At 64.7% G+C, this 19,640-nt stretch carries 18 protein-coding genes; 4 read left to right on the top strand and 14 right to left on the bottom strand.

Features of this window, described 5'->3' with window-relative positions; all coding sequences use genetic code 11:
- Positions 1-6: 6 nt before the first annotated feature.
- The 9 genes from EIP75_RS14145 to EIP75_RS14105 form a co-directional block, all read right to left on the bottom strand.
- Entirely contained in the window at positions 7-213 is a 207-nt protein-coding gene (locus EIP75_RS14145; RefSeq protein ID WP_125243930.1) for a hypothetical protein, read from the bottom strand.
- Positions 210-809 (bottom strand): hypothetical protein, encoded by a 600-nt coding sequence (locus EIP75_RS14140; RefSeq protein WP_125243929.1) that lies wholly within the window; start codon positions 807-809, stop codon positions 210-212. Before EIP75_RS14140 ends, EIP75_RS14145 begins: the two co-directional genes overlap by 4 nt.
- A gap of 200 nt (positions 810-1,009) precedes the next feature.
- The gene (locus EIP75_RS14135) at positions 1,010-1,804 is read right to left on the bottom strand and encodes a hypothetical protein (RefSeq protein WP_125243928.1); all 795 of its coding nucleotides are present in this window, start codon (positions 1,802-1,804) and stop codon (positions 1,010-1,012) included.
- Between the two features lie 23 nt (positions 1,805-1,827).
- Complete coding sequence (locus EIP75_RS14130) at positions 1,828-2,679, bottom strand: hypothetical protein (RefSeq protein WP_125243927.1); 852 nt, start codon at positions 2,677-2,679, stop codon at positions 1,828-1,830.
- Between the two features lie 69 nt (positions 2,680-2,748).
- A complete protein-coding gene (locus EIP75_RS14125; RefSeq protein WP_125243926.1) occupies positions 2,749-4,131 on the bottom strand; it encodes a hypothetical protein in 1,383 nt (460 codons plus the stop codon).
- Between the two features lie 83 nt (positions 4,132-4,214).
- On the bottom strand, positions 4,215-4,472 hold the full coding sequence (locus tag EIP75_RS14120; protein WP_125243925.1) for a hypothetical protein: 258 nt from the start codon (positions 4,470-4,472) through the stop codon (positions 4,215-4,217).
- A gap of 102 nt (positions 4,473-4,574) precedes the next feature.
- Complete coding sequence (gene lnt, locus EIP75_RS14115; protein ID WP_274379815.1) at positions 4,575-6,074, bottom strand: apolipoprotein N-acyltransferase; 1,500 nt, start codon at positions 6,072-6,074, stop codon at positions 4,575-4,577.
- A 100-nt stretch (positions 6,075-6,174) separates the two neighbouring features.
- On the bottom strand, positions 6,175-8,580 hold the full coding sequence (locus EIP75_RS14110) for a carboxypeptidase regulatory-like domain-containing protein (protein ID WP_125243923.1): 2,406 nt from the start codon (positions 8,578-8,580) through the stop codon (positions 6,175-6,177).
- Positions 8,581-8,806: 226 nt separating this feature from the next.
- On the bottom strand, positions 8,807-9,319 hold the full coding sequence (locus EIP75_RS14105) for a hypothetical protein (protein ID WP_125243922.1): 513 nt from the start codon (positions 9,317-9,319) through the stop codon (positions 8,807-8,809).
- A 159-nt stretch (positions 9,320-9,478) separates the two neighbouring features.
- Between EIP75_RS14105 and EIP75_RS14100 the strand changes: the two genes are divergently transcribed.
- Positions 9,479-10,261, top strand: a complete 783-nt coding sequence (locus EIP75_RS14100; protein WP_125243921.1) for a class I SAM-dependent methyltransferase — start codon at positions 9,479-9,481, stop codon at positions 10,259-10,261.
- A gap of 16 nt (positions 10,262-10,277) precedes the next feature.
- Here the strand turns inward: EIP75_RS14100 and EIP75_RS14095 are convergent, their stop codons facing one another.
- A complete protein-coding gene (locus EIP75_RS14095; RefSeq protein WP_125243920.1) occupies positions 10,278-10,748 on the bottom strand; it encodes a hypothetical protein in 471 nt (156 codons plus the stop codon).
- Between the two features lie 15 nt (positions 10,749-10,763).
- Positions 10,764-12,191 (bottom strand): type II toxin-antitoxin system HipA family toxin YjjJ, encoded by a 1,428-nt coding sequence (gene yjjJ, locus EIP75_RS14090; RefSeq protein ID WP_125243919.1) that lies wholly within the window; start codon positions 12,189-12,191, stop codon positions 10,764-10,766.
- 264 nt (positions 12,192-12,455) lie between these two features.
- On the opposite strand from yjjJ, the gene EIP75_RS14085 reads away from it, so the two are divergent.
- The gene (locus tag EIP75_RS14085) at positions 12,456-13,337 is read left to right on the top strand and encodes a metal-dependent hydrolase (protein ID WP_125243918.1); all 882 of its coding nucleotides are present in this window, start codon (positions 12,456-12,458) and stop codon (positions 13,335-13,337) included.
- Positions 13,338-13,353: 16 nt separating this feature from the next.
- Here EIP75_RS14085 and EIP75_RS14080 read toward each other — a convergent pair whose 3' ends face one another.
- Positions 13,354-14,442, bottom strand: coding sequence for a substrate-binding domain-containing protein (locus EIP75_RS14080; RefSeq protein WP_125243917.1), 1,089 nt, complete (start codon positions 14,440-14,442; stop codon positions 13,354-13,356).
- A 153-nt stretch (positions 14,443-14,595) separates the two neighbouring features.
- On the opposite strand from EIP75_RS14080, the gene EIP75_RS14075 reads away from it, so the two are divergent.
- Together EIP75_RS14075 and fdhD are read left to right on the top strand one after the other, a co-directional pair.
- The gene (locus EIP75_RS14075) at positions 14,596-16,938 is read left to right on the top strand and encodes an FdhF/YdeP family oxidoreductase (protein WP_125243916.1); all 2,343 of its coding nucleotides are present in this window, start codon (positions 14,596-14,598) and stop codon (positions 16,936-16,938) included.
- Positions 16,935-17,759 (top strand): formate dehydrogenase accessory sulfurtransferase FdhD, encoded by an 825-nt coding sequence (fdhD, locus tag EIP75_RS14070; protein ID WP_125243915.1) that lies wholly within the window; start codon positions 16,935-16,937, stop codon positions 17,757-17,759. Before EIP75_RS14075 ends, fdhD begins: the two co-directional genes overlap by 4 nt.
- Positions 17,760-17,769: 10 nt before the next feature.
- Here the strand turns inward: fdhD and EIP75_RS14065 are convergent, their stop codons facing one another.
- Together EIP75_RS14065 and EIP75_RS14060 are read right to left on the bottom strand one after the other, a co-directional pair.
- Positions 17,770-18,276, bottom strand: a complete 507-nt coding sequence (locus EIP75_RS14065) for a hypothetical protein (protein ID WP_125243914.1) — start codon at positions 18,274-18,276, stop codon at positions 17,770-17,772.
- A gap of 211 nt (positions 18,277-18,487) precedes the next feature.
- Positions 18,488-19,474 carry a PEP-CTERM sorting domain-containing protein gene (locus EIP75_RS14060; RefSeq protein ID WP_158622858.1) on the bottom strand — a complete coding sequence of 329 codons (987 nt, stop codon included), beginning with the start codon at positions 19,472-19,474 and terminating at the stop codon, positions 18,488-18,490.
- Positions 19,475-19,640: the final 166 nt, after the last annotated feature.

The following is a 19,640-nucleotide window of genomic DNA, read 5'->3' as shown; positions in this document are numbered from 1 at the left end:
TGGTGTTCACTCGGGCGCCGACAGCGACGAGCTGATCTTGGCGTAACCGGTCTGGAATCCCCGTACGAGGAGCTGGATGGCCGACAGGCGCGTGCCGCCGCTTGCATCGTCTGCGATGGGCACGAAGAGCGCTGCCGTGATGGCCGCGACGACGACCACGTACTCGACCATGGCTTGGCCCTGGACGCGCAGGGAATGGAGGCGGCGGGTCATGGCTGCTCCTGGATGACGGTGTTGATGGTGAAGGCCGATTGCCCCCCTTCCCCACGGAAGAAGACGGCCACGGCTTCTCGGGTGCCTGACTTGAAAAGCACGGCCTTGCCCGCGGGGGCCTTGACATCGGGCGATGCGGACGGAGAGGCTGTTTTGATGCTGGATGAGTCGAGCGTGCGTTCGACCGCGAATCCGCGGCGGACCAGGGCTGCTGTGACGCTGCGCATGTTCAGGGCTTCGCTCTGCTGGTTCACGAGCACCAGATGCTCCGACAGTCGCCCTGCATCGTTGGAAGCCACGTGGTTCATCAGGCGTGTGCCCGAAGGCAGCTCCGAGACCCACTGCGCCAGTCTGGCTTGCAGGCGAGGTTGCTCTTGCGCGGCCTTGGCCAGGTCGATGATGGACACCAGCCCCCGCGTGCCATCACGCAGCGGCGTGAGCTTGATGGTGATGAAGTGCTTGCCTTCGGCTCGGCCCAGCACGGTGGCGTCTTGCATGCGCTCGACCGACCAGTGGGTGGCTGGGTGTCGCTTGAACCAGTCGGCCACGGCGCTTGTGCCGCGCGGGCTGATGAAGCCTGCGGCACGTGTGGGCATGCCGTTGGACAGATAGTCTCCGCCGACATCGAAGGTCTGGGCATCCGCAGGAAGCTCAACTTGTGGCCATGTGTCTGGCGAACGAGCATGCCCAGGAGACGGCAGCAACAAGACACCCGCGAGGATGACCGTGGCGGCACTTGAGATGAAGGCTTGACCTTGCATGGCTGGGCGTGAGGGCCGTTGCATCGTGGTGGCCTTCAACGCAGACGATCTGCAGGCACGACATCGCGCCAGAACTGAACGTCACCCAGGCGTGGGCCGCGGATGTTGCCCAGATCAAGGAGTCGGCCATCCAGGCCATCAACCACCAGATCGGTCATGGGCCTGATGTTGGCCAGCAGGTTGCCCGGATTGACCACGGTGTCTCTCAGCCGGTTTTGGACATCTTGGGGACCGCGCCCGGCCCACGGGTCGAGCAGCACAGTGGTGCTGCGGCTGATCACCAGATTGATGTTGTCGAAAGGCTCGATGAGCCTCAGGCCTGCAGGTAGATTGGCCACTGTCACGGCCACGTTGGCTGTGTAGATGCCCCGCCGTGACAGGTCAAAGCGGCCCATGAGCAGGAAGGGATCTCCATCCCTTGATCCGGAGAAGCCGGCGTTGTGGGTGGTCCCGTTGCCGAACCCATAGCTCACGCGCACGTCTTGATCGAAGTTTCGCAGTAACGGGTTGCCGAAGGCGTCGGTCCACATCCCGTTGCGGTGCGATCGGAAGTTGCCGGCTGCATCCCCCGTCTTGATCGGCGCGCGGCTGTTGCTGAAGAAGCGGCGTTGTACTTCCTGTGCAAGCTGTGCCTCGGGCTTCCAGCTGTTGAGACGGTCGTTGCGCGTGATGGCGTCGAAGGCCACGTAGCGGCTGGCCATCAAGGTGTTGTGGGCCATGTCCTGGTATTTGCCGACCATGGGGATCAGCAGGAACAGGGGTACCACCACCAGCGAGGCGACCAGGAATTCAGTCAGTGCCTGGCCTTGCTGTGAGGAGGGGCCAGGCATGCCGCGCCGCGTGTGCCTAATGCTCATCGCAGGTTCCCCTGCTGTGGCTTGACAGAGAAGTCGCCCTTCAGGTGAGGCACGAAGACTTCTTGCGAAACGGCGAAGTTCATCTGCACGGCGTCTGCTCTGTACACGTTGCCACGCTTCGAGCGTGATTCGAGGGGCAGCGAGGTACCTTGAGGTGCGGGTGCCAGACCATGGCCCGCGAAGCCCACCGCACGCGCGTAGCAGAGCGTTCCACCATCCGGATCCAGTGGGTTCGTCACCACGTCGCAGGTCTGGTCAGCAACAGTTCTTGCTTCACCGGTGAGGCGGGGCAGTAGAGGGTTGACAGGCATGCCATGGGGCGGCTTTGGAATGCCCTGTGCTGACCGCAGGCCCAGCTTGCCGGGCCTGGACAGGCTCTTGAGATCCCCCGGGCAGGTGCCCGAGGTGGTCTTCTCAATCAGGTTGGCCTTGCACAAGCCGCCTGACCATCGCAAGGTGATGTGGCGGCCTTCTCCCTCTATCAGACTGCAGTCCTTCGAGTTGACGAGGTAGGTGCTGCCATGGGCGTAGACGATGGACGCCTCTGAACTGACGTAGCTGTCTGTGCGAACGCGATAAGTCCGGTCAGGCCACTCTTCGACCGGCTTGACAGGCAGCCCGTGCTCCCGGTTGCCTTGAGCACACTTCCGCACGTCTTCGCGCATCTTCTCCAGATGTTGCTGGTTGAGTGCGTCATCGCCCAGTTGCTCCAGGCGCCGCGCCCAGTGCATGGACACACGCGGCTCGGCCTTGCCAAGCGCTTGATGCGGTGCCTCAGCCTGAGCGATACGCTGCTCGAGCCGGGTTTCAGCCAAGGCCCAGGACATGGTGGCGGGGAGAAGGACCATGGCCATGCCCAGATTGAGGGTGTGCCCAGCGAGAGGGAATTCGAATGGTGTTTTGCGCACGGCGTGTCCTCAGAACGGGCGGCCCTGCCGGGCCCGGGCTTGATCGACGGCCGCCTGGGAGTGCACAAGACGCACCTGCCAGTAAGGATTGAAGGCGCTGCCCAGTTCGCGACGGCCATCCGAGCGACCTGCAGGCCGGTCAAAAAACACCTCGGAGGTGGCGACGGCGGCATACGCGCCATCGGAGGGGGCGCCCTGGTAGCGGTTCAGGTCATGGGCACCGTTGGCGGCTTGACGAATCTGAGAGCGGCCTTGAGAGGTGGGTGTCTGCGCCGGTGCGCGCGTCACACGCATAGAGAAGCGAATCGCCAGCTCACGTCGATCGGGGTTGCCGTTTTCTGGCGTGTAGGCGAGGGCGGCGTCAGAGAGTTCGAAGAAGCTGGGGATCCCTGTGTACTGGGACCATTCATTGGTGCTGGCCCAAGCACTGGCCCGTGGATTGACGCGGCGCGACTGGCCAAACAGATCACGGTTGCCGTTGTCGGCGTCGCCGTTTTTGTGAGCTTGTTGAGAGCCGTTGCCGAGTACTTCCTCGCCGCGCAGCACGCATTGCTGGCGTTTGTTGCGACGGTGGCTCCAGTAGGACGCGGTGTCGATGGCTTTCCACTCGTCCAGGCCGATCAGGTTGGTACCGCCTGCCCGTTCTACCCGGTTGAAGCGCACCCCGTTGATGCCGATGCAGTTGGGGAGTATGGCGGTATCCGTCCAGCGTCGACTAGGGACGAAGGTGTCGACATTGGCCGACGCTACCGATACATCAGCCATGCGTTGGCGTTGGACGCCGCTGCGCTCGCGCAGCAGCGGGCCACCTTCGAAAGCGAAGAACTGGTCTTCCAGCGGGACCAGATCGACATCGACGGTGCCATTGCCGCGGAAATTGGCATTGGCCACATCCTGCATCACCTGGGTTCGCGCAACCGCCATGAGGGCCATGGTGGCGCGTTGCGATACCTGCAGAATCTGTTTGGCGACCTCGACGCCAGTCACGGCGATCGAAGCGGATTTTTCAACCCACTGGGCTGTGGGCGCGATGACTTCCTGGCTCCAGGCCAGGCCCATGCACAGTGGTGCGTATTTGGCCAATCCTTCGGCAGCGGGCCTGTTCCACCAGCTGTAGCAGTTCTGGCTCAGAGCGCCATTGGCGTGCTGCTCGATGTAGCCTGTCCATGAGGCCACGCTCACCATCTGTGCCACGGCGATCTCATTGGCGATCAGGGCGCGGTTGGCGTAGGCGGTGTAGTTCAAGGCCCTCGCGTGCATCACCCCCGCGCTGTAGGCGGTGGCATCTGCCGCGATGATGAGCTTGTCCTTGTCCTGCGTCAGCTGGCCGGCGTTGAAAAGGAAGAAAAGCGCAGCCAGGCCGCCGGCCAGGACGAAGAGTCCATAGACCATGGCTTGGCCACGCTGCTGCCGCCCTCCCAGGTACGGCGGCCAGCCCCGCGAAGGGCTGGCGGTTCTCACGCTCTTGTTTTTTGTTAGCGCGAGTTGTTGTTCTGATAGGCGTTCAGGCCCTTGCGGGTGGCGCCTTCAGTCTCTGCATCTGCGGCACGGCCCTGTGCTTCAGTGATCGCTGCCGTAGCGTCCTGACCGGCGACTTCGCGGGCAATACCGGCCGTCTGGCTGCGGACAGTCTGGCCAAAGAACTGATAGGTGGCAATGGCGGCAACGGCAATCAGGGCGACGATGACGATGTACTCGGTCATGCCCTGGCCACGCTGAAGCTTGGCTTTCATCTGAAATTCCCTAGTGAGTTTAAGTTTGGTTTAACGCCGCGATGCATTTGCTCACGACGCCAAAAAAGTATAGATGTCCGGATCCCTGTGGTCTCCCCCCCTTCAGGGGTGCTCAGAAGCGAATCTGAAACGAATCGTGACGGAGGCTTGGACAAACAACCAGCCCAAAGCCACAGCCAGGAACGGCAGGTCGCCCAGCGCGGCATAGGGTGTTCTACCCTGCATGGGTTGCACCATGCCGCTTAATGCGGTGAGACGGCGCTCAGGGGCCGCGGCCTTCACCTCGCCTGTGTGATCGATGTGCGCAGTGACGCCAGTGTTGGCAGACCGCAGGATGGGACGGCCAATCTCCAGGGCCCTGACCCTGACGATCTGCAGCCGCTGGGCGATCGCTGCGCTTTCGTCGAACCAAGCCAGGTTGCTCGGGTTAAGAATCACACCTGCCTGGGCTGCCGCACGTCGGGCGTCCTCGCCCATGAGTTCTTCCTGGCACATCAGTACGCCGATGCCTTGATGGGCAGGCCCCTGGAACGAAGCTTGGTCGAGCGAGCCCGGTACCAAATCTTTGAGGGGAAGGGCCAAGTCACGGGTGGTCCATTCAAGGCCTTTGGGCGTGTACTCACCGAATGGCATGAGCCGGACCTTGTGGTACGCCGCCAAAGCCTGTGTATCCGGGCTGAGGTGGAGCATGGCGTTGTGCGCCCTGCCGGCCTCGTCCAGCATGGGCATGCCCACGAACAAGTGGCTGTTGCCGGTGGCGCTGCGGGCCTGCCAACGCTCGGTCATTCCCGCAGGCAACTGCGTGAAGAACAGTGGCACTGCGGTTTCAGGCGTCAGGATGATGTCGGCGCGCTCGGATTCCAAATGGCGCGTGAGCGCTTCGAGTTGCTGTGTGATGTGGTTCGGGTCGAACTTGAGGTCTTGCGCTACGTTGGGTTGCAGCAGGCGGTAGCTCAGAGGGAGGCCCGATGCCTGCACCCAGTTGATCTCTGTCAATCCTGCGCCGCCGGCCACGACGCCAATGGCGATGATCAAGGCCAGCGCTTGCTGCCTGCGTGATGCCATCCACGGGATTTGGCATGCCAGGGCCGTGGTCAACAGCACCGCAAAGCTCGCGCACCACACCCCGCCGATGGGCATGTAGCCGCGCATCCAGGTGTCTGTGAACGCGTAACCGACCGACAGCGAGGAGAAGCCTCCGAAGGCCACCGAGCGGGCCCACTCCGCGAGAGTGATGAGCACGGCGAACGAGACGGCTGACAAGGCCAATCCCCCTGGGTTCCCGTCCTGTCCGTGCTTTCGGTGCAGTGCCTTCCAGACCAGGGCGGCTAAGCCTGTGCTCAACCCGAGGTACAGGGCCAAGACGCAGAACTGCAGGGTGGCACCCAGGGAGTCCATGCCGGCTTTGGTGGTCATGGCGGTGTACATCCACCGATGCCCGACCAACTGGGAGGCGGTGCCAAAGGTCCAGCCCAACCACCAGGCGGCCCAGGGGCTTCGTGTGCACGAGAGGGCGTATAGGAGGACGCTGAAAGCCATGGGGATCAGCAGCCACCAACCCCGAGGTGCCCAGCCCCATGTGCTTGCCGTAGCCGCGGCCATGACCGCCGCCACCATCCATCCCTGGCCTGTCTTGTTCATGCGTTCGATTGTTCGCCGGCCTTGCTCGACCTGCGGTGGTCATTGGAAAATCTTGCGCACGTCAGCGGCCCGGAAATGGCGAGATCACGCCTCCGATATCCACCATCAAACGGCCTTGTGTGTCTGCGAAGACTCGGCCCACCTGCGGGCCCGCAGACTGCAGGACCACTTCGCCAGCATGTGTCTGTGTGGCCTCATTCGTTGATCCTGAGCGTGTGGATGTCAAACTGCCCGTGGCATAAAAGGCAGAGCCAGATGACGTCAGCGACAAGTTGTCGTATGACTGAGATTCACGGAGCGTGGTGACACCTTCTTGCTGCGTAAACCGGGCATCTTCTGATATGAGCACGCGTCCTCCCGTGAAGACAAGCACTGCGCTGTTGTTCGGGAGGCGGACGCTAAAACCAGGCTGTGGTTCGATGGTCTTCGATGTGAGGTGGCTGTTTTGGGTTGTCGTGCTGTCGGTGTCGACATCGATGCGGCCATTGAACAATGCACCACCCAAGCCGACCGAGAAATTGCTGAACGTTGAATGCAAGGAGGTGCGCCTGCCGGTGCTCAGAAGTTCACTGATGCGCTGGACCAAGGAAATGCTGCCGTTGTAGAGCTCCTCATCGTCGAGCCCACATTGGTTGAAGCTCATGATCAGCGCATGAGTGGTATCAGGCCGAAGCGCGCGCATTTGAATCACGGGCGTTCCGTCCAATGACCAAGCTCCTGAACCGCGGGTGCAGATGTCCTGTGGGGATGGGACCAAATTGATGGTGCCATCGCTGTCAGCCAAGCCTGCTGTGGCGAAGTAGGCCAGTTCTCGGGCGTTCAGCAACTGGCTCAATACATCGCGCACCAGCTCTGATGTTGGTGCGTTGCCCGAGCCCTCCGAGCCTGAGGCCTGGAGCGAGACGGTCCACGGATCGCTTTCAACGGAACCTGCTCGGTTGCTCACCACCACGTGGTATTCGCCCTGGTTGTGTGCGGTGAATCCATGGATGCTGAGCGAAGGTCCCGTCGCGCCAGCGATCGCTTGACCGCTGAAGCTCCACTGATAGGTCAGGCTCCCGGAGCCGCGGGCATCGACCGACAGTGACAGCAGTTCGCCTGCTTTCACATAGACCCAGCGTGCCGTGCCCAGCACGACGGGCGGCGACTCGGCGGCGATGTGCAGTACCGCTTCACGGCTGATCACCTCATTCAGCCCTTGCCGCACGACCACCCGGAACTTGTCGCCGTCAGCGGCGTCCACGGCCCACATGGTCAATGTAGGGCCAGTTGCAGGAGGGATGTCCACGCCGTTGCGTTGCCATTGGTACTTGAAGGGCCCAGCGCCTGCTGGCTTCACGACAAACCTGGCCATGCCATTGACGCTCGTGGCATCTTCGGGCTGGTGTACCAGTGTCAGGTTATTGGGCGCTGGGTTCAGCCTGTAGCAGGCTTCGATGGCGGCATCGCTGGCATGTGGGCCCAGCACGGCATCGATGTAGTTGTTACCTTGCACGGACAGCATGGCGCGCGAACCTCGGCGCAGGGGCAGCCTGAAGCGTCCCTGGCTGTCGGTAGTGACAGTCCCGATGCCCGTGTAGTCCAGGCCCTCGCTGTACAGGACTTGTTGCGCCACGGGTTGCCCATTGCCGTCGACCAGGCAGCTGGAGACATACACGGTATCCAGTGTGATGTCTGCGTTCCAGTATGTGAAGTGCGATACCGAACCTTCGTAGTACCACGCTGGCGCTCTACCCTTGAGCTCGGCCTCTCCCTCGAAGCTCCAGATGCCAGTGGCTTCATCCAGATGCAACAAGGGGATGGTCGCAGGAGGCATGGCCGATCGGCTGGTGACGGGAATGCGGATCACGGCTTTTTTGCCAGGCGCCATATCCAGACGGCGACCTTGTGCGTCGGTCAGGCTGACATGGAGGGCTCCGTAGCTCTCAATGGGCACCACCTCGCCGTCGGCAGACCGGACCAGGTAAGAGCCAGGCATGGCCCCGGGGCTGGTGGCGGGGTCGATGCTCGTGAGGGTGACGGTGACATTGCCGGATGCTGCCTGCTTGCTTCCATGGAGAACCATTCCGTCGGCGGGCAGATGGACACGCGCGCCAGAGCTTGTGTCCACGACATCACCGCCTGTGGCTGCGTTCAAGGTCTGCTGGACACCATGTGGTGTCAGCACTACCACCACATGGTCGGCTGCCGATCCGGCCAGCTTGTGCACGCCTGGTGCGTGGCCTGCATGCGTGACTTGCAGGGCATCGTCAGTGGAGCCTGCCGCGTCGAACTGGAAGTGTCCTTGGGCGTCTGTGGTAACGGTCTGATTGCGCCAGCGCACCTGAGCACCCGGCACCGGCGCGTTGGCCGTCGTCAGCACGGTGCCACGCAGGGCCTGGCTGACGGTGAGCAGGCCTTCGCCTTGGCTGGTGTTTGTTGAAGGCGTGTTCGAGCCGCCGCCACACGCTTGCAGCAGGCTGGCCATCGCGAGCGCCCCCATCCATTTCTTGAACCACGTTGCCATGGTGTCCTCCCGAGTGATTTATTTACGGGGGATTCTGACGGCAGGTATGCGGTGGCGGGGCCCTCTGATTGGGGTACTGGTGGCTTGCGTTCTTGGAGAAGGACCTCCCTGGCAGGCCTGTGCCATGGACGGAGATCCGCGCGGCAAGGGGTTGACGTCTTCGTGTCCGCCATATCGATCATGCCTTCTATGTCGCGATAGACGCGGTCACTATCCTGACCTCCGACAATCGACCAGATGCGTTCGTGCCGAAGTAGATGTTGTCCGCCAGCCTGAGATAACGTGTCGAAGCTGGTCCATCGATACGGAACGAAAACTCCGACGCCACCGAAACGAACGCGACCATCACATTGGTCTCCAACACCGCAATGCCGTTGTTGTCGAACAAGGTGTCGAAGGCGATGTCCACCGGCCCTTGTGCATTGACGATAGAGGGCAATGCCAGCGCGTGCCACGATGCACGGGGCCCCACCCTGATCTCCAGCGATGTGAGCAGGCCTTGCCTGTCCAGCAGCAGGTCCAGATCGCCCACCATCAGCCGGCGTTCGGGCTGGGCCTGGATGAGCGCGCTGTTGATGTGGCCCGCCAAGTTGGCTGGCTCTACTGGCTCGCGCAGAACCCTGGCGGAAACCACATGTGAATCCTGGTCCCAGCTGACCAGGCAGCGCGGCGTCTGGCCCATGGGGGTGGCGATCAGCATGGGCAGGTGCTGGCGTGTCATGGCTTCATTGGTACATGGGGCAGGCGGGCAGCAGTGTTGAACCAGTTCAACCTTTTGCAGAAGGTGCCCATGGCGGTACTTTGCTGCAGATGCATGGGGCATGCTGAATAATCCTTGGCTCAACAGCCAGGAGACACCGTGTCAGACCAGACGATCCGCTTCGAAGACGGGGCCAGTTATGAACAGATGATGGGCCGCTGGAGCCTGCTGGTCGGCGAACGGTTCCTGGACTGGATCAACGCCCCCAAGCAATCCAGCTGGCTGGATGTGGGATGCGGCAACGGCGCCTTCACCGAACTGATCGTGCAGCGCTGCGCGCCTTCTGCCGTGCAGGCCATCGACCCCTCTGAAGCGCAACTTGCCTATGCACGCCAGCGCCTGCAGGCTGGTGCACCGGTCACGTGGTCCAAGGGTGATGCCCTGCACGCACCCGTGCCTGATGCCAGCTGCGATGTCGCCGTGATGGCCCTGGTGCTGTTCTTCGTGCCCGATGCGCCGGCAGGCGTGGCCGAGATGTGCCGCGCCGTCCGCCCCGGCGGCATCGTGGCCGCCTACCACTGGGACATGCTCAACAAGGGCTTCCCGCTGTCGGCCATTGGGGCAGAGATGCTCAAAATCGGGCTCACGCCCAGCATGCCGCCCAGTGTGGAGGCATCCACCATCGAGGCATCCCAGGCCTTGTGGCAGCAGGCCGGCCTGCACGATGTGCGCACCACCCAGATCACCGTGGAGCGTGGCTTCAGCAGCTTCGATGAATACTGGAACAGCGCCGCCGGCAGCAACATGATCCGCTCGATGATCGATGATTTGCCAGCCGAGCAGCGGGCCGCGTTGAGGGACAACGTGCGGCGCCGCCTGGGTGCTGGCGATGGGCCGTTCACGGTGAGCGCGCGGGCCAACGCGGTGGTTGGTATCAAGTGATGTTGATGGGGTGGCTTCAGCCCCGCTCGGGCTGAGGCTCACCATCCACGATGAAGCGCCGAGTGAATCCTATGCGGCGGCTGACACCTCTGGGCTCTGACACCCATGGCAGGCGGAACTGATCCTTGCTCAACAACTGCACCGTCCAGGTGGTGTCACCGATGAAGCGAAAGCTCACGGTGTCAGGTGGCAGCAGGGCCAAGTCGGTGAACGATCCGGTGGAATACGCCGCGCCCAGCTGTGCTGCATCCACGGTGTGCAGACTGGCATCGATCAGCACGATGCGCAGTGCTTCTTCATACGGCACGTCGTCGGTGATGAACAGCAGGTGCTGACCACGCCATTGCACGGCGGCTTCCAGCACGGCACCGGGCAGGACACGGCCACTGGGCTGGCCATCCACCAGCAGTTCGCTGCGGGGCTCTTCGGCCTGAGCCTGCTGCGGCAAGCGGGCCAGTGAAAGGTGGTGGGTGATGCGCATGCGCATGTGGCCGTGGTGACTTCAGCGATCCATCACGCCGCGCAAGCGCCGCACTTCTTCAGCCGATTTGGCGCACACCGCCCTGAATGCTTCGCTGATGCGCACATCGCGGCTGGCGGTGTCCCAGAACGCTTCAGCGGCCGTGGCCGCCAAGCGGGCATGCCCGAACGCGGCTGGCAAGGGCAAGCGCACTTCGTATGGGCGCACGGGCAGCTCTACACCGCGCACGGGCGCGTGGTGCATGGGCAGCATGTCGTAGGCTGGCGCCACCTGCAACTGCCCGTTCACAGGCACGAACGACAGATTGCCGGCGTGCATGTCGGTGTTCTGGATGAACTTGCCGAAGTGCCACATCAGGGCCAGCGCGTCGAGTGTTTGGGTATCGCTGCGGGCGATCAGGCCCCGTTGCCGCAGCCTGGTGCCGGCATCAGGCCACGTGCCGCTGATGTCGCCCAGGAATGTGTTGCCGATGACCTGCCAGGAGCACATGGGCGATCGGCCGAAGGCGCCATGGCGATCGAACCGATCGAGCTCCAGGAAAGTGCGGCCACCAGCCTGCAGGATGCGGGATGCTGCTGTGCGCAGGCCCAGCCCGGCCAGGGCTTGCAGGGCCAGGTGCTCACACACCAGCAGGTCTGCCCAGCGGCGTGAGCCGGGTGAATCATCCGAGCCGGAGAACTTGACCAGCACGTGCTGGACCTCGGGCAGGCCTTGCGGCCCTGTGCCCGTGCGGTGGATGACGGCCGGAAACTTTGGGAACTCGCCCGCAGCCGATGACCCTGCGGTGCCGTCCGTCATGGCAGCTTCGGCCAGCTTCAAGTAGGCCTGAGGCCGGTCGTGCTCAGCGATCGTGGTGCTGTCGTTGCCCAGCCTGCGCTGAGCCCAGCGCTGGTAGGCGGCTTCGCCGACGATCAGATCGCCCACCGTGTCCGAGCCCAGCAGAGACAGGGCATGCAGGGTGTCGTCATCAGACCAATCGCGCGGGTCTTCACTGACCTGTAGCAGCGGTGCATGGGCACGGGCGAAAGATCGGCCCAGGAAACCTTCGGGCCGCATGTCTTGCAATGGGTAGGGCAGGCCTTCGAACCAGCCATCGCGCATGGCGCTGTCGCTGGCATCCAGGGGCCACCCTGGGAAGGCGCCTTCGAACCAGCAGCCGTGGCCATGCGCCAGGTGCAACTGCCCGATCTGGTGGGGTTCGCCGTCCGGGGTGATCTGGAACACTGGCAGGGGCACCATGCTGCCCCGCAGCGGGCGGCGGGCGGCATAAGCGCGCCTGCGTGTCTGGCCCATGGCGATGACGGCGGGGCCTGCGGCCTGCACCGTGCGCATGAGGGTGGGCCGGCTGATACCCAGCCCGTCGACCAGTTGGGCGGCGGGCACACGCGCTGATCCACCGTTCACGCCGGCTTGCCTGCGCAGGAACTGGATCAATTGTTCAACGCTCATGGATGGTAGAGATGAAACGAATTGAATGTTGAATGATGAATTGATTTTTGCCGTATGACAGGGCAATTCCACAGGCATTCTTGCCTGAATGGCTTGATGGTACTCAATTATCTCAATGCACGTATGAAACAAATAATGAAACGAATTTGGGATTCTTTGCATGCAAGCGCTGTCGCGAAATCTTCCCTCACTTGTCGCCATAACCTCTCACGCCTTTGACCGCAAACCTCTACAGTCACCCTCACTGACGGAGGAGTAAAGCCCATGAGCAAGCACGCACCCGATGCGCCCGTGATCGTTCCGCGCGAGAAGCTGGATTTCGACCTGGAAGGCGACATCCCCCAATACTGGTTCGGCGGCGACGCGTTCAAATCGCGCTACTTCGACGCCATGTCCACCATCTTCCCGGAGGGTGAGCGCTACTTCATCAGCTGCGTGCGTGATTTCCGTGACCGCATCACCGATCCGCAGCTGCTGGGCGATGTGAAGCAGTTCATGCGGCAGGAGGGGCAGCACGGCATCGTGCACAGCCAGTACAACGACCGCCTGCGCCGCCAGGGCATCGATGTGGACAAGCTGGAGGCCTTTCAGCGGCACATGATGTTCAACATCGCGCGCAAGCACTTTCCGGCCGCGGTGACGCTGGCCGACACCGCTGCCGCCGAGCATCTCACGGCCACGATGGCCGAGGCGCTGTGCGAGGACTCGACCGTGCTGGCCCAGGCCGACCACCGCATGCGCGCCATGTACGCCTGGCACGCCATGGAAGAGATGGAGCACAAGGCCGTGGCCTTCGATGTGCTGCAGAAGGTGGCCAAGGTGGGCTACCTGCGCCGCACGCTGGCCCTGGTGTTCGTGACGCTGGGCTTCAACCTGAACGTGCTGCTGACCACCAGCTACATGCTCAAGGTGGATGGCTTCAGCCGCGGCCAGCGCTGGAAGATGATGAGCAAGGGCCTGTGGTGGCTGTTCGGCTGGGGCGGGCTGTATACGCGCCTCACGGGCAAGTACCTGCGCTACTTCAAGCCGGGCTTCCACCCGTGGGACACGGGCGTGATCAAGAGCTACCAGGTCTGGGTGGACACCTACAACCGCACGGGTGATCCGATCCAGGCGGGCGAGGCCCTGCAGGCGCTGCACGCCTGATCAGCGGCAAGGCCGATCAGGCCACCAGGCGGCGCCAGCCGTCGAACACCTGGCTGGCCGGGGCCACGGTGCCGCAGGCGTCCAGGCGGTAGCCCTCCAGGGCCTGGAAGGCGGCCTGGCACGCATCGCCCTGCAGCAGCTCGATCAGGCGCTGCATGCCCTTGGTGCCCAGCACGGCCTGGGGCACCAGCAGGCCGTAACGCTCGGTCTGCACGGGGATGAACTCCAGCCCGAAGCGGCGGGCCGAGGTCTCCACCCCAAAGCCCACATCGGCCATGTCGCTGGCCACGTAAGCGGCCACGGCCGAATGGGTGTGCTCGCCGGTGGACCGGTTGGCCAGCGGGGTGGGATCCAGCCCGTCGCGGCGCAGCAGGGTCTCCAGCAGCAGGCGCGTGCCCGAGCCATGGTTGCGCGCCACGAAGCGCACATCGGCGCGCAGCAGATCGGCCACGCCGTCGATGAGCAGCGGGTTGCCGGGCTTGACCATCAGGCCCTGGCGCCGCGTGACCATGTGCACGTAGTGCCAATCGGGGCGCAGCCAGCGGGCGCACTGGCGCAGCACCTCGGCCTGCGCGGGGCCCTGCGGCAGGTGCAGGCTGGCCACGTCGGCCTGGCCGGCGTGCAGGGCGGCCAGGGCCTGGGTGCTGTCGGTGTAGCGCCAATCGAGCGGCTCGCCGGCCTCGCCCAGCAGGCGCTGCAGCACCTCGATCGCGAAGCCGTGGCTGGCGCTCACGCGCAGGGGACGGTCGGCGTCGCTCAGCACCCGGTGCAGCTCGGTCTGCAGCTCGAAGGCCAGGCTGTCGAGCTGGGGGCGCAGGCGGGCCTCGAAGCGGCGCTGGGCCCACACCAGGGCCTCGCCCAGCGGGGTGAGCTGCGAGCCCTTGCCCCGCGCCATGGTGACCAGCGGGGTGCCCATGGCGGCTTCGGCCTCATGCACGAGCTTCCAGGTGTGGCGGTACGAGGCGCCGGTGGCTTTGCATGCGCTGGACAGGCTGCCGTGCGCCTGGATGGCCACCAGCCAGCCCAGCACCTTGGGCGGCAGGGCCAGGCCGCCGGGGCCGGTGACCTGCCAGGCCGGATCGATGTGGGCGTGGAGCGCTTTCATATGCTGTCAGCAGCATAACTTATCGGCTGTGGGGCGCTTATTGCCAGGGCGGCATGGCCGGCCTACAGTGCATGCCAGGTGTGTGGGTGCGGTTCGATGCGGCTGTGCGGCGCACATGTTCATCAAGACATAAGCGCAGTTGCCCCGAACGCCATGAGCGAAGCCAAGATCCAGTTCTACAAGGGCCCTGCCGGGGGCTGGGGCGCGCTGCGCAGCGTGGCCCGCCAGCTGCTGCAGCACCGCATCGCGGCCAAGGGCTCGCGCACCTTGCTGTCGGCCAACCAGCCCGATGGCTTTGATTGCCCGGGCTGCGCCTGGCCGGATCGGCAGCACACCTCCAGCTTCGAGTTCTGCGAGAACGGCGTGAAGGCGGTGGCGGCCGAGGCCACAGCCGACCGGGCCACGCCGCAAGTGATCGGGCAGCACACGGTGAGCGAGCTGCGCGGCTGGAGCGACCATGCGCTGGAGGCCATGGGCCGCCTGACCGAGCCCATGGCCTATGACCCGGTGGCAGACCGCTACCGCGCCATCGGGTGGGACGAGGCCTTTGCCACCATCGCGCGGCACCTGCAGGCCCTGCCATCGCCCGATGAAGCCATCTTCTACACCTCGGGGCGCACCAGCAACGAGGCGGCGTTTCTGTACCAGCTGTTCGTGCGCGAGTTCGGCACCAACAACTTCCCGGATTGCTCGAACATGTGCCATGAGCCCAGCGGCCTGGGGCTCAAGGGCAGCGTGGGCGTGGGCAAGGGCACGGTCACGCTCGATGATTTCGAACAGGCCGACTGCATCCTGATCTTCGGGCAGAACCCGGGCACCAACCACCCGCGCATGCTGGGCGAGCTGCGGGCAGCGGCCCGGCGTGGCGCGCGCATCCTGAGCTTCAACCCGCTGCGTGAGCGCGGGCTGGAGCGCTTTGCCGATCCGCAAAGCCCGGTGGAGATGCTCAGCGGCGGATCCACCACCATCACGTCGGATTACTTCCAGCTGAAGGTGGGTGGTGACATCGCCTTGCTCAAGGGCGTGATCAAGCACCTGCTGGTGCTGGATGCGCAGGCCGTGGCCCAGGGCCTGCCGCGCGTGCTGGACACGGATTTCATATCCGGGCACACGCAGGGCTTCGAGGCGCTGCGCGCCGACATCGAGGCCGAGGACTGGGCGCTGATCGAGCGTGAATCGGGCCTGTGGCGCGAGCAGTTGCTGCATGCGGCCGAGGTGATCGCCAGGTCGGACAAGGTGATCGCCTGCTGGGGCATGGGCATCACGCAGCACCGCCATGGCGTGGCTGCGGTGCAGATGATCGCCAACCTGCTGCTGCTGCGCGGCATGATCGGCAAGCCGGGTGCGGGCCTGTGTCCGGTGCGCGGCCACAGCAATGTGCAGGGCGACCGCACCATGGGCATCTACGAGAAGCCGGCACCGGCCTTCCTGGACCGGCTGCAGGCGGTGTATGGCTTCGAGCCGCCGCGCCATGAGGGGCACGACACCATCGGTGCCATCGAGGCCATGCGCGATGGGCGTGCCTCGGTGTTCTTTGCGATGGGCGGCAATTTCGCGGCGGCCACGCCCGACACGCCCACCACCTGGGCAGCGCTGCAGCGCTGTGCGCTCACGGTGCACGTGGCCACCAAGTTCAACCGCAGCCACACGGTGCTGGGGCGCGAGGCGCTGGTGCTGCCCTGCCTGGGCCGCACCGAGATCGACCAGCAGGCCGCCGGGCCGCAGCACGTGAGCGTGGAAGATTCGATGAGCATGGTGCACCTGTCGGCGGGCATCAATGAGCCCGCATCAGATCACCTGCTGTCGGAGCCGATGATCGTGGCGCGCCTGGCCGTGGCCACCCTGCCCGACAGCCGCGTGCCCTGGCTGTGGCTGGTGGAGGATTACGACCGCATCCGTGAGCACATCGAGCAGGTGTTCGACGAGTTCAAGGGCTTCAACCAGAAGGTGCACCACCCGGGGGGCTTCCGCCTGCGCAACACGGCGGGTGAGCGCGTGTGGGTGACGCCTTCTGGGAAGGCGCAGCTGTTCGCCCACCCGATCCCGACGGACACGGCGGTGCACCAGGCCCAGGCGGCTGCCCATGCGGGCGCAGAGGGCCGTGTGGGCGGGCCGGTGTTCACGCTGACCACGGTGCGATCGCACGACCAGTACAACACCACCGTCTATGGCCTGGACGACCGCTACCGTGGCGTGTTCGGGCAGCGGCGCGTGCTGTTCATCCACGCGGATGACCGCGCCATGCTGGGCCTGCCGGCAGGCGCCTGGGTGGACCTGGTGGGGGCCGCCCTGGACGACGCGGTGGTGCGCGAGGCCAAGGGCTTCCTGCTGGTCGACTACGACATCCCGCGGGGCTGCGTGGCGGGCTACTACCCCGAGACCAATGTGCTGGTGCCGCTGGCCAACCACGCGGTGGGCGCGCGCACGCCGGCCTCCAAGGCCATCCCGGTGCGCCTGCGGCCTGCCGCCGCGCCGGCCGAGGCGGTGGCCGCATGAGCAGCGCGCCAGACAACGCCGTGGCCGAGCCGCCCGTGCAGGGCGTGGCCCGCGTGGCCGTGACGCGCCATGCCGGCCGCAGCACGCAGCACCAGGCCGACCGGGTGATCGACGAGCAGCCGGTGGCCCTGGTCTACAACGGCGTGTCGCACGTGGTGATGATGGCCACGCCGCTGGACCTGGAAGATTTTGCGATCGGCTTCTCGTTGTCTGAAGGGCTGCTGATGTCGCTGGACGAGGTGCGCGATGTGGAGGTGCAGGCCGGGCCGCTGGGCGTGTCGGTGCAGCTGCAGGTGTCGCCCCGGGCTTTCGATCGCTTCAAGGACCGGCGGCGCCAGCTGGCGGGGCGCACGGGCTGCGGGCTGTGCGGCATCGACAGCCTGGAGGCTTTCCATGACAGCCTGCCCGCGCCGACCACGCCGGTGCAGGTGCGCACGCCCTGGTCCACCGAGGCCATGGGCCGCGCCATGCGCGCCTTGCCCCCGTTGCAGGCCCTGCAGGCTCAGACAGGGGGCTGCCACGCGGCGGCGTGGGCCACGCAGGCAGGCGGCATCGCGCTGGTGCGCGAAGACGTGGGTCGGCACAACGCGCTCGACAAGTTGATTGGGGCCCTGGCCCGCCGTGGCGAGCTCACGCCGGATGGGCTGGCGCTGGTGTCCAGCCGGGCCAGCCACGAGATGGTCAGCAAGTGCGTGCGCGCGGGCATCGGCACCATGGCCGCGATTTCGGCGCCCACGGCCCTGGCCATCCAGCTGGCCGAGCGCAGCGGCTTGAGCCTGTTCGGCTTTTGCCGCGGCGACTCGGCCGTCGAGTACGCCTGAGCCCTGGGGCTCAGTTCACCGAGCGGGTGCCCTTGCGGCTGCTGGCGCTCGGATCCGGCGCGCGGGTGGCACGCATGATGTGCTGGTCGGTCATGCCGATGCCGCGCAGGAAATCCTCGCGCAGGCGCAGCACATCCTGGATGGTGTCGTCCGTGGCCTCGATAAGGTAGCCCTGGATGCGCTCCAGCTCTTCGATCTGCTGTTCGCTGAAAGTGGGCCTGGCCCAGGTGGGCAGCACGGGGCAGGGCACGAAGCCCCAGGCGGCCGGGCGGTGGTGCACATCCTTGTCCAGCAGGACTTGGGTGAGGTCTTCCAGATCGCTGAGATCCAGGTCTTCCGTCTGGCCGGGTTCGATCACCTGGGCGGCCACCACGCGGGGGGCGGCCAGGTCGATCACCAGGTGGCACAACACGGGGTCTGCATACGGGTGCAGCCGATGTCGCCAGTGCCCCTGCACCAGGCAGGCCGCCGCGATCGGTTGATCGCTGTCCGACGATACGTTGTTGAGCCAGTTCATGCGCCATCCTCCAGTGAAAAGGGTTCCAGGAAGGGGGCCTCTGCGGGTACAGCACAGGTCTCTGGTACCCATCATGCAGAAACTGGGCCGCTTGTGGTGTGAGAAATGCATGACCTTCCCCGGCTTCGGCGTTTCGACGCAACGTCGCACCGGATGTGCCAAGTTCGCCTATATTCTGGAAGGCTGTGCAGGACCCCTGCGCAGGCGGCCCTCAGCGCCGCGAGTTCCGGCGATGCGCCCACCCCAGCCCGGCCAGCCCCAGTCCCATCAGGGCATAGGTGGAAGGTTCGGGAACGCCAGGGACCACAGGCGGGGTGACCTCGGTGTATTGAATGCCGGCGGCCTGGTTGACCTGAGCGGCAGCCAGGAACAGCAGGTTGACATCCAGGTCGCGATCGGTCGTGTTGGTGTACGAGATCCTGAACGTGTCGTTGGCCTGCGAGGTCAGGTCGATCAAGCTGCAGTCGGCGCACAGGTCGTTGTTGACATAAAGCTGCTTTCCTGCATTGAACGAATTCACCGAGGGGTCTGCCAGGCTGCCCACATAGAGGTAGCCCGACACCCCCGCGGTGGCCGCTGCCGAATACGAGAGGTACTCTAGGTCGCGGGTGGGGTCCTTCTGGGCCAGCACGGCGTCCCGCAGATCGGCCACCTGTTGCTGCGACAGGCTCAGCGAGCTGGCATACGAGCCTTCGAACACGACCGACGTGCCCGCACCCAGGGTGATCTGGAACCTGTACTCTTCACCCAGCCCCGGTGTGCCGTAGGCGTCGTCGTAGCCCACGACGGCGACCGCCTGGGACGTGCCTGTGGCAAACGGTGCCGAGGGCGCGTACGAAGGGATGGTCAGGTCATGGCTGCTGCCCAGCGTGGCGGACGCCGAGCCGCCTGTTCCATTGAGGGCGGCTGAGCCCAGCGAGGTCGCGGCCGAGATTGATGGCAGCGGCAGGCCTGGAAGGCTGCCTAAATTGCCATCGCTTTCCTGATAGCCCACATCGGTGAAGGCGGCCACCGCCGTGTTCGTCGGCTTGAAGGTGAACGATGGGACGATGCTTGCGCCGGTGCTGTTGTCGAGGAAGGTGAGGCGCAGGTCGCTGAAGCTGACGCTGGCGCTGATGGCCGCTTGCGCGCTGGAGATGGCCAGGGTGCTGAGCAGGCAGGCCGTGATGATGGCAGAAGGCGTGGCTTTGAAAACCATTTGGAACTCCCTTGATTGGTGCGCAGGAGTTTCAATTGGTCTGCGCCACGGGTCAAGGGCGGTCACCATGGGTTTAACGCGGTAGCCACACCAAGGGGCCGGATTCCACCGGGTCGAGGGATCCCTGGTTGATCCGGGTAAGCTGGCAGGCCACCTCACCGCCGGA

The sequence above is a fragment of the Aquabacterium soli genome (assembly GCF_003933735.1).
Classification (GTDB): domain Bacteria; phylum Pseudomonadota; class Gammaproteobacteria; order Burkholderiales; family Burkholderiaceae_C; genus Aquabacterium; species Aquabacterium soli.
Note: the sequence above shows the minus strand (reverse complement) of the source record. Positions and strands in the feature narration are given on the sequence as shown.

Excerpts from the sequence above, each read along its gene's own strand:
- EIP75_RS14145 (WP_125243930.1), bottom strand. The coding sequence starts at position 213 with ATGACCCGCCGCCTCCATTCCCTGCGCGTCCAGGGCCAAGCCATGGTC.
- EIP75_RS14140 (WP_125243929.1), bottom strand. The coding sequence starts at position 809 with ATGCCCACACGTGCCGCAGGCTTCATCAGCCCGCGCGGCACAAGCGCC.
- EIP75_RS14135 (WP_125243928.1), bottom strand. The coding sequence starts at position 1,804 with ATGCCTGGCCCCTCCTCACAGCAAGGCCAGGCACTGACTGAATTCCTG.
- EIP75_RS14130 (WP_125243927.1), bottom strand. The coding sequence starts at position 2,679 with ATGGTCCTTCTCCCCGCCACCATGTCCTGGGCCTTGGCTGAAACCCGG.
- EIP75_RS14125 (WP_125243926.1), bottom strand. The coding sequence starts at position 4,131 with ATGGTCTATGGACTCTTCGTCCTGGCCGGCGGCCTGGCTGCGCTTTTC.
- EIP75_RS14120 (WP_125243925.1), bottom strand. The coding sequence starts at position 4,472 with ATGAAAGCCAAGCTTCAGCGTGGCCAGGGCATGACCGAGTACATCGTC.
- lnt (WP_274379815.1), bottom strand. The coding sequence starts at position 6,074 with ATGGCCGCGGCTACGGCAAGCACATGGGGCTGGGCACCTCGGGGTTGG.
- EIP75_RS14110 (WP_125243923.1), bottom strand. The coding sequence starts at position 8,580 with ATGGCCAGCCTGCTGCAAGCGTGTGGCGGCGGCTCGAACACGCCTTCA.
- EIP75_RS14105 (WP_125243922.1), bottom strand. The coding sequence starts at position 9,319 with ATGCTGATCGCCACCCCCATGGGCCAGACGCCGCGCTGCCTGGTCAGC.
- EIP75_RS14095 (WP_125243920.1), bottom strand. The coding sequence starts at position 10,748 with ATGCGCATGCGCATCACCCACCACCTTTCACTGGCCCGCTTGCCGCAG.
- yjjJ (WP_125243919.1), bottom strand. The coding sequence starts at position 12,191 with ATGAGCGTTGAACAATTGATCCAGTTCCTGCGCAGGCAAGCCGGCGTG.
- EIP75_RS14085 (WP_125243918.1), top strand. The coding sequence starts at position 12,456 with ATGAGCAAGCACGCACCCGATGCGCCCGTGATCGTTCCGCGCGAGAAG.
- EIP75_RS14080 (WP_125243917.1), bottom strand. The coding sequence starts at position 14,442 with ATGAAAGCGCTCCACGCCCACATCGATCCGGCCTGGCAGGTCACCGGC.
- EIP75_RS14075 (WP_125243916.1), top strand. The coding sequence starts at position 14,596 with ATGAGCGAAGCCAAGATCCAGTTCTACAAGGGCCCTGCCGGGGGCTGG.
- fdhD (WP_125243915.1), top strand. The coding sequence starts at position 16,935 with ATGAGCAGCGCGCCAGACAACGCCGTGGCCGAGCCGCCCGTGCAGGGC.
- EIP75_RS14065 (WP_125243914.1), bottom strand. The coding sequence starts at position 18,276 with ATGAACTGGCTCAACAACGTATCGTCGGACAGCGATCAACCGATCGCG.
- EIP75_RS14060 (WP_158622858.1), bottom strand. The coding sequence starts at position 19,474 with ATGGTTTTCAAAGCCACGCCTTCTGCCATCATCACGGCCTGCCTGCTC.